We start from the raw sequence: 13,116 nt of genomic DNA on the forward strand, positions 1-13,116 counted from the left end.
CCCATCCTCGCCCGTCGACGGCGACGGTGCGGGCATCGCGTGTCGGAAGTTGTCCGTCGGCCGGACAGGTTGTCGCGCCGGCATCAGCGCGCGGCGAGCTCCCCGGTGAGCGCATCCACGTCGGCGACGCGGGCGTAGGTGCCGTCGAGCGCCGCCATGAACGCCAGGTGCACCTGGGCGCCCGGCACGGTCCGGCCGTCGTAGGCGAGGTCTGGTGCCGCGCACGCGTCCTGGGCGACGGCGAGGCGGAAGCCGAGATCGGATGCCGCGCGCACGGTCGCGTCGACGCACATGCTTGACATCATCCCGGCGACGACGATCTCGTCGGGTGCCGCGGCGCGCAGCAGAGCCTCGAGCCCCGTGCCGAGGAACGCGTTCGGCTCGTGCTTGACGACGACGTGCTCCGAACCGTCGGGCGCGACGCGCGGGTCGAACTCGACGCCCGGCGTCCCGGCGCCGAAGAAGGCGGCATCCGGACCGTCCCACACGTGCTGGACGTGGACGACCCGCTCACCCGTCGCGCGGAACGCGGCGAGGAGTCGCGCGGCGGCATCGGCGGCGGTATCCGGGTCGACGAGCGGATGCCGCCCTCCCGGGAAGTAGTCGCGCTGGATGTCGATGAGGAGCAGGAGTCGGGTCACCGCAACAGCATAGAGGCGGCCGTGTCAGGCATCCGGCGCGGCGTAGACACCGGTCGTTGAGCGAGCGAGGAACGAGCGAGACGAAACGCGGGCACCCGGCGCAATCGAGAGGCGCGAGTCGTTTCGTCTCGGTCGTTGGCGCTCCCTCGCTCAACGACCGAAGTTTCGTCCCGGTCGCTGGCGCTCCCTCGCTCAACGACCGAAGCTTGGTCCCGGTCGCTGGCGCTCCCTCGCTCAACGACCGAAGCTTGGTCCCGGTCGCTGGCGCTCCCTCGATCAACGACCGAAGCTAGGTCCCGGTCGTTGAGCGAGCGAGGAACGAGCGAGACGAAACGCTGCAGGCGGTGCAAGAACGTGTCAGGCATCCGGCGCGGCGTAGACCCGCGTGCCTTCGACGAACGTCTGGAGTGTGCGGGTGGCGCCGATCCGCTCCGCGGGGCCGGCGAACGGGTCGCGGTCGAGCACGGCCAGGTCGGCGAGCTTGCCGACCTCGATCGTGCCGGCGACCTCGTCGAGGTGGTTCACCCACGCCGATCCGGCCGTGTAGGCGGTGAGCGATGTCGCGAGGTCGATCGCCTGCTCCGGCAGGAAGGCGTCGTAATCGCCCTCCTCGTGGCCGGGGGCTGCGGTGCGGTTCACGGCGGTGTGGATGGCTGCCATCGGATCGGGTGTCGACACCGACCAGTCGCTGCCTGCGGCGAGCACCGCGCCGGCTCGCAGCAGATCGCCGAACGGGTACTGCCAGGCGCTGCGCGGCTCACCGAGGAACGGCAGAGTCAGCTCGACCATCTGCGGTTCGTACGTCGCCCACAGCGACTGCATGTTGGCGGCGACGCCGAGCTGGCGGAAGCGCGACACGTCTTCGGGGTGCACGACCTGGATGTGGGCGATGTGGTGCCGGTTGTCACTGGGGCCGTTGCGGGCGATGGCATGCTCGACCGCGTCGAGGCACTCGCGCACCGCGCGGTCGCCGATCGCGTGGAAGTGCACTTGGATGCCCTCGGCGTCCAGGAGCGGCACAGCCTCGTTGAGAACCTCCGGCGCGACGAACGAGATGCCGGCGTTGTCGGTGATGTGGCCGTGGCCGTCGCAGTACGGCTCGAGCATCGACGCGGTGAAGTTCTCGGCGACGCCGTCCTGCATCACCTTGACCGAGGTCGCGGCGAAGCGTCCGCCGCGGTACCGCTCGCGGCGCTCGAGGATGGAGGGGATCTGCTCGAGGCCCTTCGTGCGGTCCCACCAGATCGCCCCGACCACCCGCGCCGTGAGGGTGCCTGCGGCCGCGGCCGCGAGGTATGCGGGACCGGGATCGCCGGCATCCCCGTACGAGCCGACGATCGCGTCCTGCCAGCCGGTGATGCCGAACGAGTGCAGGTAGTCCTGGCCCAGCAGGAGTGCCTCGGTGAGGCGCTCGAGCGGCTCCTCGGGCAGCAGGCGGTTGACCAGCGCCATCGCGCCCTCGTGCAGCGTGCCCGAGGGGGCGCCGTCGTCGTCGCGCTCGATGCGGCCGTCTGCAGGGTCAGGGGTGTCACGGTCGATGCCCGCGCGCTGCAGCGCGGCCGAGTTCACCCACGCGCCGTGGCCGTCACGGTTCGGGAAGAACGCCGGGCGGTCGCCGGTGACGGCATCCAAGGCGGATGCCGTCGGCGTGCCGCCCGGGAACGCCGACATCTGCCACCCGCCGCCGAGGATCCACTCGTCGTCAGGATGCGCGCGGACATGGCGGCCGATCGCCTCGAGGTAGTCCGATGCCGTGCCGAGCTCGGACAGGTCGCAGCGGAGCATGTCGAGCCCGCCCCAGACCGGATGAACGTGGGCGTCCTGGAAGCCGGGGATCAGCATCCGCCCTGTGAGGTCCACGACCTCCGTGGACGGTCCGACGAGGTCACTGACATCATCGCCGCCGACGGCCACGATGCGCCCGCCGGTGACCGCGACGGACGTCGCACGCGACCGCACGGTGTTCGCCGTGAACACGGGGCCGCCGGTGAAGACGAGGTCGGCGTAGGGCATGGGTCTCCGATCGCTGAGAGGTCCGGTCAGCCGCCGGTCATCGTGCGGGCGATCTGCGTCGCGGAGTCGCCGGCGCGCTTGAGCACGAGCGCGACGAGCGCGAGCGCGATGAGCGTCAGCACCAGCATGATGGTGGACACGGCCGCGATCTCCGGTCGCAGGCCCGAACGCAGCGCGCTCAGCACGTACACCGGCCACGGGGTCGTGCCCGAGACCTGCACGAAGGCCGCGACGATCGTGTTGTCGAGGCTGAGCGTGAACGCCAGCAGGAAGCCGGCGAGCACCGCCGGCATGGCCAGCGCGAGGGTGATGCGACGGAACGTCGTGAACGGCTTCGCGTACAGGTCGGCCGAGGCCTCTTCGAGGTTCATGTCCTGACCCACGAGCCGGGCGCGCACGATGTACGACACGACGGCGGTCGCGAACAGCGAAGAGCCGACCGAGAGGCGCACGATGCCGTCGTTGAACATCGAGATGCCCAGATCCTGGCCGAGGAAGACCATCCAGGGCAGCAGCGCCACCGCGTCGACGATCTCGGGCGTGACCGACACCAGGAGCAGCAGCCCAAGGAACCACCACACCCACTTGCCGGGATGCCGCGCCATCGCGATGCCGGCGAGCGTGCCGAGCGCGGTCGCGATGATCGCCGCGATGAGCGCCGTGATCAGCGACACGCGGACGGCGTTCTGGATGGCCGGCTTCACCAGGATCGTGCTGAAGGCGTCGAACCCGAAGCCGTCCCACGACACCAGGAGGCGGCCGCTGTTGAACGAGTAGATGACGATCACGATGATCGGCAGGAACAGGAAGAGCATCACCAGCACGCCCCAGACGCCGAAAGCGACGTCCGACCACGATTTGCGCGCGCGCCGGCGGGGAGCTGCGGTCGGCCGCGCTTCGCGGGTCTGGGCCTGCAGGATCGTCTCGGTCTCGGTCTGCGTGGTCACGTCGTCGCCTCCAGCGCGCCTGCGGGCGCGGCATCCGTCTTCACCGTGTCGGCCACCGGTCCCAGCACCAGCCGGCTGCGCGAGCGGAACGGCAGCGCGATCAGCCAGATGATCACCGCGGCCACACCGATCGTCAGCATGATCACGAGCATGAGCAGCACCGCCATCGCCGAGCCGAGCGCCCAGTTCTGGGCGGTCTGGAACTGGCTCGCGACGAGCTGGCCGACCATGTTGCCCTTGGCGCCGCCGAGCACGGTCGCGGTGATGTAATCGCCCATCAGGGGGATGAAGACCAGCAGCACGCCGGCGATGATGCCCGGCTGCGACAGCGGAAGGGTCACGCGCAGGAAGGTGGTGAGCTTGCCCGCGCCGAGATCCTTCGACGCCTCTCGCAGCGCCGGGCCGACGCGGTCGAACGCGACGAACAGGGGCAGGATCATCAGCGGAAGGTAGTTGTACACGACGCCGATGATCACCGCGGTGCGGGTGTACATCAGGTCGAGCGGACCGTCGAGCACGCCGATGCCCTGCAGCAGCGACGACAGCCAGCCCTCGGGCGCGAGGATCACCTGCCAGCCGATCGTGCGCACCAGGAAGTTGGTCCAGAACGGCACCAGCACCAGGGCGATGAGGATGCCGCGGCGTTCGGGCTTGACCTTGAACGCCATCCAGTAGGCGACCGGCGCCCCGATCAGGAAGCAGAGCACGGTGCCGATCACGCCGACCCAGAGGGTGTTCTGGAACGTCGCGAAGAACGTCGGCGAGAAGGCCTCGACGTAGCGGTCGAACGACAGGATGTCGTTCGCGTGGCTGCCGAAGACGCCGGGCTTGTAGCCGAAGCTGAACCACACGACCATCGCGACGGGCGCGACGAAGAACAGGAGGAGCCACGCCCACGCCGGAACGGCGAGCGCGGCTCCTGCCGAACGACTACGCACCGGCGGCAGCCTTCACCTCGTTGTAGATCTCGACGCGGGTCGTCTGCGAGTTGTTGAGCTCCTGCTCGTGCATGGTCTCGAGCTGCTCGGGGTTGAAGAAGATCATGTCGGTGTATGCGAGGCCGCTCTCCTCGGCCGCGGCCTGCATGTCCGTGCCACCGACGTTGTAGCCGATGTAGTCGAGGTTCAGGGCGAGGTTCTCGGGCGCCATCGAGTAGTTGATGAACGCGTGAGCCGCCTCGGGGTGCGGCGCACCGGCGGCGATCGCCCAGTTGTCCATCCACAGCTCGGTCACGGGGCCCGGGAGCACCCACTGCCAGCGCTCCGGCTCGCTCGATTCCATCAGGCCCAGGCGTGCGTCGCCGTTCCACGCCTGCATCAGCACCTGCGTGCCCTGCGGGATCGCGTTCGTGCCCGGGTAGGAGTCGAACGCCGAGATGTGCGGCGCGATCTGCTCCACGAGGAAGGCGCGGCACGCTTCGAGCTCGTCGGGGTCCTCGGTGTTCCAGTCCAGGTCGTTGGCCCAGAAGTACGAGCCGATGATGCCCGCGGGGTCGTCCGACATCGCCGTCTTGCCGCTCGCCTCGTTCTGCGCGGCGTCGAAGAAGTCGCTCCACGTCGTGAGCTCGCGGGTGATGACCGTCTTGTCGTAGACGTACCCGGTCGTTCCCCACGCCTTGCAGACCGAGTAGTCGTTGCCCGGGTCCCACGCGCGGCCGAGGAAGGCCGGGTCCATGTTCGACATGTTCGGCAGAAGCTCCTTGTTGAACTTCGTCAGCAGGCCGTTCTCGATCATCTGCGGGATGAAGACGCCGGTCGGCACGACGATGTCGTAGCCCGAGGTGCCTTTCGCCGCAACCAGCTTCGCGATGAGCTCCTCGTTCGAGGAGTACGAGTCGAGAGTGACCTTGGGCCCGAGTTCGTCGGTGAATCCCTCCACGACATCCGGCGAGTCGTACTCGCCCCACGTGTACACCGAGAGGCTCCCCTCCAGGTCTCCGCCGGTGGCCTGCGGCGCGGGCGACCCGCTGCCGCCCGGCGTGCAGGCGGCGAGCACGGCGGTGCCTCCGGCCAGTGCCGCGAAGCTCAGGAAGCGGCGCCGCGAGAGCTCGCGCACGATCGCGGGCGCGGCGGCCTCGGGGGCGAGGATGCGGAGCGGGGTACGAGGCTGGGTCAACGGGTACTCCTGGTCGGGTCGGGAGCCGGTGAGGCGGATGCCGCGGCTGAGGGCGTGCGTCGGGTCGGGCGTGCTGTTCGGGTCAGGCGGTCGGTCTTGTCAGGCGGTCGGGGGCGCGATGTAGCCGCCCTGCTCGGCGGCCGCGTCGTCGGCGGCGGGGAAGAGCAGCACGTGGTGCGCTCCCCACGCGCACACCACGTGGTCGCCGACGACGAGCGCCGGGGCGTCCGGCGTGGGCCGCCGCACGATCAGGCTCTGGTCGGGACCGAGCCGCACCAGGTACTGCATCGTGTCGCCGAGATGAGAGACGCCGATCAGCTCGCCGTGGGTCGTGTTCGCCTCGGACAGGCTCGCGCCGGTCGCGGTTCCCGAGCCCGCCGAGGGGTCCTTGTCGATCCGGATGAACTCGGGCCGCACCGCCGCCTCGCCGAGGTTCGTGCTGGTGAGCACGGGCGATGCGGCGCGCACCAGCGCGTGCGGCGAGGTGATCGCCGCACCCGCCTCGGCCGCCGGGCCGCGGAAGAAGTTCTGCTGGCCGACGAACGCCGCCACGTACGCCGATGCGGGACGCGCGTACACCGTGTCGGCGTCGGCGAGCTGCTCGATGCGACCCGCGCGCATGATCGCGATCCGGTCGCTCATCGAGAGGGCCTCGCCCTGGTCGTGAGTGACGAAGACGAACGTGATGCCCAGTCGCGACTGCAGGAGCTTCAGCTCGAGCTGCATCTCCTCGCGCAGCTGCCGGTCGAGCGCGCCGAGCGGCTCGTCGAGGAGCAGCACGGCGGGGCGGTTGACCAGCGCCCGTGCCAGCGCGATGCGCTGCTGCTGGCCGCCCGACAGCTGCGTGGGCTTGCGGTCGCCGAAACGCCGCATCTGCACCATGTCGAGCGCCTGGGTGACCCGCTCGCGGACCTCGGACTTCGGAGTCCGGCGCTGCTGAAGGCCGTACGCGACGTTCTCCGCGACCGACAGGTGCGGGAACAGGGCGTACGCCTGGAAGACCGTGTTGACGTCGCGCTTGTACGGCGGCGCCGCGAGCACCGAGCGCCCCGAGATGCGGATGTCGCCGGCATCCGGCCGCTCGAACCCCGCGATCATCCGCAGCGTCGTCGTCTTGCCGCAGCCGGAGGGGCCCAGGAGCGAGATGAACTCACCCGGCTGGATCGTCAGGGACAGGTCGTCGACGGCGAGCTGCTCGCCGTAGTACTTCGTGATCCCCGACAGGACGACTGCCCCGCGCGGGGCCTCGCTCTCGCTGGGAACCTGCTCTGCGGGGTCTGCCGCTGCGGTCGCCGTGCCTGTGGACATCGTCACCTCGTGAGGGTCCTTCTGGTCGCGGGCCGCGCAACGCTGCACGGCCGATCGGGTGTGTCGAGTATTCAATAGGGGGACGTGGTCACCCGCAATGCGGCCGCCGCCTAACCAGACGATCCGGGGTGCCTGCGGCCTCCGGCACGACACTTCGTCCGGACTTGTGTAACGGCCAGGAATCCGCGGTGTTTCAACGGCGCACGCGCGGCGACGAACGGATGCTCAGCTCCCGGGCGACAGTTCGTCCGCCCGGCATCGTGATGAAAGCGTGCTGGAAGAGGATCAGCGCTGGCAGGACGGACACCAGAAGACGATGCGCTCGCGGGTGGGATCCGCACCGAGGCTTCCGCCGCGGATGAGGGTCCCGCACCGCCGGCACGGCCGGCCCTCACGGCGATAGACCCAGGTCGATCGTCCGGAGCGCTCGTCGCCGGTGAACGTGCGGCCCGACCGGTTGCGGTTGGCGCGGATCATGCGCGCGCCGAGGTCCACGATCGCGGCGGCATCCGTCTCGTCCGCCGGCGTCGTCGGAAGGATGCCGCGCACGAACAGGATCTCGTTGACGTACTCGTTGCCGAATCCGGCGATGTTGCGCTGGTCCTGGAGAGCGACATGCACGGCGCGGGTGTCGGCCCCGAGGCGCTGAGCCGCCTCCACCGGGTCCCACGATTCGGACAGCGGGTCAGGGCCGAGGTAGCCGACGAGCTCGTCCTCGTCGGCGGTGGGCACCACCTTGATGTCGGTGAGGTCGAAGCCGACCGTCTCCCACTCGGTGCCGTCCGGCGCGGTCGCGCCGATCACCGCTCGGGCACGGAACGCCGGCGCGCGCCACCGCTCGCCGTGCCGGTACACGTGCCACTCGCCCTCCATCTTGAGGTGGGTGTGCAGCGTCCACGACCCGATGCGATGGAGCAGGTGCTTGCCGCGCGAGACCACGCCGTGCACGACCTCGCCCCGCAGGTCGATCGTGGCCGCCTGCGGGACGCGCAGCTCGAACCGCGTCACCGTCGCCCCCGCCAGCGCGGTATCGAGGCGGCGGGCCGTGCGGAAGACGGTGTCGCCTTCAGGCACGCGCGCCCGCCCGGTCCTCCGGTCCCGGAGCCTGTCGCGCAGCACCAGCCGTGGGTCGCCGCAGGGTGAGCCCGCGCGGCGACTCCACGAAGCCGGCATCCCGCAGCGCCCGGCCGACTGCGGTGCCGTACACGAAGGCGCCGTTGACCTGCTCGATGGTCAGGGTGTCGAGCCGTCGCGCCCGAGAGGTCGCCGCGAGGTCCCGCGTGGCGGCGGCGAGCACCGGTTCGTCGCCCGTGAACGCGAGTGCCGACTTGCCGCCACGCTCCAGGTACAGGGCGAGCGCGCCGTCGACGAGCACGACCAGCGCACCTGCCTTGCGTCCGGGGCGATGCCCGACGCCCTCGAGCGCCGGCCATGCCAGCGCCGCACCGTACGGATTCGCGGGATCGGTCGCGGCGAGCGTCACGCCCCGCAGCGGCGGCGGGTCGGAGAGACCGGCGAACTCGCGCAGCCGGTCGACGGTGGCGGAGGCGGCGAACTGTGCCGCGCCGAGCTTCTCGATGACGTACCCGCGCCGGCAGTGACCCGCCTCTTCGAAGCCCGCGAGCACGCGATAGGTCTGCGCGAATCCGCCCGGCACGCCCTCGGACTGCACCGCGCCGCGGGTGACGACGCCGTAGCGGTCGAGCAGCAGGCTCGCCGTCGCCGTCGCGCGCAGGGCGGCATCCGGCTCGGCCGCCGGCAGCAGCGACCATCGCCCGCCGATCGCAGGCGGACGGGCGGGGACGGATGCCGCGACCGACCGCACCGCGGCGCCCCGGTAGAGGCGGGCCCGCGGGGCGCGCCGGCTGACCCGGTGCGCCTGCGAGCCGCCCGACACGAGCGCGCGGACGGGGGCGAAGGTGTCGTTCGTGATCCGTCCTGCCCAGGTGAGCCGCCACAGCGCGTCGACGACCGACTGCTCGTTCTCGGCGCCGGTCGTCTGCCGCAGCTGTGCGGCGAAGTAGGCCCCGCCGCCGCCGAGCGCGGCCAGCAGCTGGGCATCGAGCGACCCCGGCGCGATCTCCTCGGCGTCGTCGGGCACGGAGAGCGTCAGCGGCACGGCGTCAGCCGGATGCAGCGCGATCCAGCCGTCGCGCCCCGGCAGCGTGCCGTGGCCGGACCAGATGACCTCGCCGGTGGCGGTCAGCTCGTCGAGCATCCCCGGTGTGTAGTCGGCCACCCGAGCGGGAAGCACGAGGGATTCCCAGGCGCTCGCGGGTATCGGCACGCCGGCCAGCTGCTCCACGACCGCCGCGACGCCGTCGATGCCCTCCAGCGGCCGGGTGACGTGCTGCCACACCGGAAGGAAGCGCGCATAGGCGTGCTGCGGCACCGGCTCGACGCTGCCGCGGATCGCCGCGAGCGAGCGCATCCTCAGCCGGCGCAGCACCTCGGTGTCGCACCACTCCGCCTCGTCGCCGCGCGTTGCGGAGCCGTCCTCCGAGCCGGGCGGCGGGTCGGGCAGGAAGAAGCCGCTCGTGACCCGGCCCTGCGACTCGAGCCGCTGCAGGGTATGGCGCGCGACGGCGACGCCGATGCCGAGGCGGTCGGCCGCGGCATCCGCCGTGAAAGGCCCGTGGGTGCGCGCGTACCGGGCGAGCAGGTCGCCGAGCGGGTCGGCGACGGGATCGAGGAACGCGGTGGGGATGCCGACCGGCAGAGCCACCCCGAGTGCATCGCGCAGCCGCCCGGCGTCTTCGATCGCGGCGATGCGGGTCGCGCCGGCGATCGTCACCGGGATCGCGCGCCGCGACGCGACCAGCGCGTCGAGGAGAGCGGATGCCTCGCCTGGGCTCGCGTGCTCGAGGTCGCTCGTGGGCTCGGGGCGTTTCGTCTCGGTCGCTGGCGCTCCCTCGCTCAACGACCGGGAACCAGGTTCGGTCGTTGAGCGAGCGGAGCGAGACGAAACGCCTCTGACGCCGTCGCCCTCCGCCTCGAGCCGCAGGGCCGCCTCGGTCGCGTCGAGCGGACCCAGAAGGCGCAGGAGGTCTGCGACGCCCTCGAGACCGCGCGCGCGGCGCTCGGGATCGAGGCGCTGCGCCTCGCGCTCGAACTGCGCGATGACGTCCGGGTCGAGGAGCTCGCGCATCTCGACCTTGCCGAGCAGCTCCGACAGCAGCGCCGGGTCGACCGAGAGCGCGGCCGCCCGACGTTCCGCCAGCGGCGAATCGCCCTCGTACATGAAGGCGCCGACGTATCCGAACAGCAGGTCGCGTGCGAACGGCGAGGGCTGCGCGGGCTCGGTCTCGATGAGGCGGATGCGGCGCTCGCCGATGCCGCGCATGAGCCGCAGGAGCGCGGGCACGTCGTAGACGTCCTGCAGCACCTCGCGGAGCGTCTCGAGGATGATGGGGAACGTCGGGTACCGACGGGCCACCTCGAGCAGCTGCGCCGACCGCTGGCGCTGCTGCCACAGCGGTGTGCGCTTGCCGGGGTTGCGCCGCGGCATGAGCAGCGCCCGCGCCGCGCACTCGCGGAACCGCGAGGCGAACAGCGCGGAGCCGCCCACCTCTTCGGTCACGATCTGGTCGAGCTCATCGGGGTCGAAGACGAAGAGGTCGGCACCCGGTGGCTCGGCGGTGGCATCGGGGATCCTCGCGATGATGCCGTCGTCGCTGGCGACAGCGGATCCGTCGACGCCCAGCCGCTCGCGGATGCGCGCGTTGACCGCGAGCGCCCACGGCGCGTGGACCTGCATGCCGTACGGGGAATGCAGGATGACGCGCCAGTCGCCGACCTCGTCGCGCCCGCGCTCGACGGTCAGCTGACGATCTGTCGGCAGCGTGCCGGTGGCCTCGCGCTGCTCGGCGAGGTACGCCAGCAGGTTGTCCTGCGCGTACTCGTCCAGGCCCGCGTCGTGCAGGCGCGACTCGGCCTTCTCGGGCTTCGCCGTCGACACCTCGCGGGAGAACTTGCCGAGGGCCTCGCCGAGCTCGGCCGGGCGGCCGATGCCGTCGCCGTGCCAGAACGGCACCTTGCCGGGCTGTCCGAACGCGGGGACCACGTTGACGCGATCGTGCGTGATCTCGACGATGCGCCAGCTGGTCGTGCCGAGGGTGAACACGTCGTTCACGCGCGATTCGTAGACCATCTCCTCGTCGAGCTCGCCGACGCGCGCGTTCTGGGACTCACCGGCGATGAAGACGCCGAACAGGCCGCGGTCGGGGATCGTGCCGCCGCTGGTCACGGCGATGTGCTGGGCGCCCGGGCGGCCGGTGAGCACGCCCAGATCGCGGTCCCAGATGACGCGGGGACGGAGCTCGGCGAACTCGTCGGACGGGAACCGCCCGGCGATGAGGTCGAGCGTGGCCTCGTACGCCGACCGGGGGAGCGAGCGGAAGGGGGCGCTCCGCTTGAGCGTCTCGTACCAGCCCTCGACGTCGACGGGCGCGACCGCCGCTGCGGCCACCGTCTGCTGCGCCAGGATATCGAGCGGGTTCTGCGGGATGGCGATCGCCTCGATCTGCCCGGCCAGCATCCGCTCGGTCACGATCGCGGTGTGCAGCACGTCGCCGCGGTGCTTCGGGAACAGCGCGGCACGGCTGACCTCGCCCACCTGGTGCCCGGCACGGCCGATCCGCTGCAGTCCGGATGCCGCACTCGGCGGCGCCTCGACCTGGATGACGAGGTCGACGGCGCCCATGTCGATGCCGAGCTCGAGGCTCGAGGTGGCGACGACGCACCGCAGGACGCCCGACTTGAGCTCCTCTTCGACCTGCGCCCGCTGCTCCTTCGACACGGACCCGTGGTGCGCCTTCGCGAGCACAGGGTCGGCTCCTGCCGTCGCGCCCGCCTGCGCCATCATGGCCGCGGGAACCGCCTGTTCGGGCAGGTCGAGACCGAGACGCTCGGAGTAGATCTCGTTGAGCCGGCCCGTGAGCCGTTCGGCGAGCCGTCGGGAGTTGCAGAACACGATCGTGGAGCGGTGCAGCAGGATGCGATCGACGATGGCCTCTTCGACGTGCGGCCAGACCGACCCGGTCATCTCGGTCTCGCCGGCACCGGACGCCCGGCGCGGATCGCCCCCCGAACCCGCCCCAGACCCGTCGGCGAACCAGTCCTCGTCGATCGCCTCCGCCGGCCCGTCGGCCGAGGACGCGGCGGCCGGATCCGCCCAGGCGTCGTCGTCGGATCGGTACGGGCTCGGCGGCGGCGGAGGATTCAGCATGTCGCCGATCGGCACGACGACCTTCATGTCGAACGACTTCGTCGCCCGGGGTGCGACGATCTCGACCGGCTCGGCGCCCCCGAGGAACCGGGCGACCTCGTCGATCGGCCGCACGGTGGCCGACAGGCCGATGCGCTGGGCAGGTGGGGCATCGGGTGCGAACGAGCGACGGAGCGCGTCGAGCCGCTCCAGGCTCACCGCCAGATGCGCGCCGCGCTTGGTGGCGGCGACGGCATGCACCTCGTCGACGATGACCGTGTGCACGTCGCGCAGCGTCTCGCCCGCACGGCTCGTGAGCATGAGGTAGAGCGACTCGGGGGTCGTGATCAGGATGTCGGGCGGGCGCTGCACGAGCTTGCGCCGGTCGCCCGCCGGGGTGTCGCCGGAGCGCACGCCCACGGTGACGTCGGGCACCGTGAGACCGAGCCGGCGCGCGGACTGGCCGATGCCGACGAGCGGGGAGCGGAGATTGCGCTCGACGTCGACGCCCAGCGCCTTGAGCGGCGAGATGTAGAGGATCCGGGTCGCGGGCGCCGCGGCATCCGTCATCTTCTTCCGACCGGAGGCGGACGCGGACACCGGGGCCGCCGCCTTGTCGTGGAAGACGCGGTCGATCGCCCACAGGAACGCCGACAGCGTCTTGCCGGAGCCGGTCGGCGCGACCACCAGCGCGTGCTTGCCTGCCGAGATCGCCTGCCAGGCCCCCTTCTGGGCATCGGTCGGGGCGTGGAAGGCGCCACGGAACCAGTCCTGCGTGGCAGGACCGAACCGCTCGAGGACGTCTCCCATCACTCCATCTTCGTCGCGATCGCCGACATCCGGCCAGGGCGGGTCGCAACCGGGTCGCGTAGGATCGGTGCTCGCG

At 71.3% G+C, this 13,116-nt stretch carries 8 protein-coding genes; all 8 read right to left on the reverse strand.

Going from position 1 to position 13,116, the window contains the following annotated elements:
* Positions 1-83: 83 nt before the first annotated feature.
* Complete coding sequence (locus MRBLMI12_RS12915; protein ID WP_363356866.1) at positions 84-641, reverse strand: cysteine hydrolase family protein; 558 nt, start codon at positions 639-641, stop codon at positions 84-86.
* A 357-nt stretch (positions 642-998) separates the two neighbouring features.
* Positions 999-2,654: an amidohydrolase gene (locus MRBLMI12_RS12920; protein WP_363356867.1), complete on the reverse strand. Its 1,656-nt coding sequence runs from the start codon at positions 2,652-2,654 to the stop codon at positions 999-1,001.
* Between the two features lie 26 nt (positions 2,655-2,680).
* Entirely contained in the window at positions 2,681-3,601 is a 921-nt protein-coding gene (locus tag MRBLMI12_RS12925) for an ABC transporter permease (protein WP_363356868.1), read from the reverse strand.
* Entirely contained in the window at positions 3,598-4,539 is a 942-nt protein-coding gene (locus MRBLMI12_RS12930) for an ABC transporter permease (protein ID WP_349426274.1), read from the reverse strand. The genes MRBLMI12_RS12925 and MRBLMI12_RS12930 overlap by 4 nt, the downstream gene beginning before the upstream one ends.
* A complete protein-coding gene (locus tag MRBLMI12_RS12935; protein WP_363356869.1) occupies positions 4,532-5,716 on the reverse strand; it encodes an extracellular solute-binding protein in 1,185 nt (394 codons plus the stop codon). Before MRBLMI12_RS12935 ends, MRBLMI12_RS12930 begins: the two co-directional genes overlap by 8 nt.
* Before the next feature lie 99 nt (positions 5,717-5,815).
* Positions 5,816-7,024, reverse strand: a complete 1,209-nt coding sequence (locus MRBLMI12_RS12940) for an ABC transporter ATP-binding protein (protein ID WP_363357056.1) — start codon at positions 7,022-7,024, stop codon at positions 5,816-5,818.
* A gap of 285 nt (positions 7,025-7,309) precedes the next feature.
* The gene (locus tag MRBLMI12_RS12945) at positions 7,310-8,098 is read right to left on the reverse strand and encodes a DNA-formamidopyrimidine glycosylase family protein (RefSeq protein ID WP_363356870.1); all 789 of its coding nucleotides are present in this window, start codon (positions 8,096-8,098) and stop codon (positions 7,310-7,312) included.
* Entirely contained in the window at positions 8,091-13,040 is a 4,950-nt protein-coding gene (locus MRBLMI12_RS12950; protein ID WP_363356871.1) for an Lhr family ATP-dependent helicase, read from the reverse strand. The genes MRBLMI12_RS12945 and MRBLMI12_RS12950 overlap by 8 nt, the downstream gene beginning before the upstream one ends.
* Between the last annotated feature and the right edge of the window lie 76 nt (positions 13,041-13,116).

It is taken from the genome of Microbacterium sp. LMI12-1-1.1, from assembly GCF_040676455.1.
Lineage (GTDB): Bacteria > Actinomycetota > Actinomycetes > Actinomycetales > Microbacteriaceae > Microbacterium.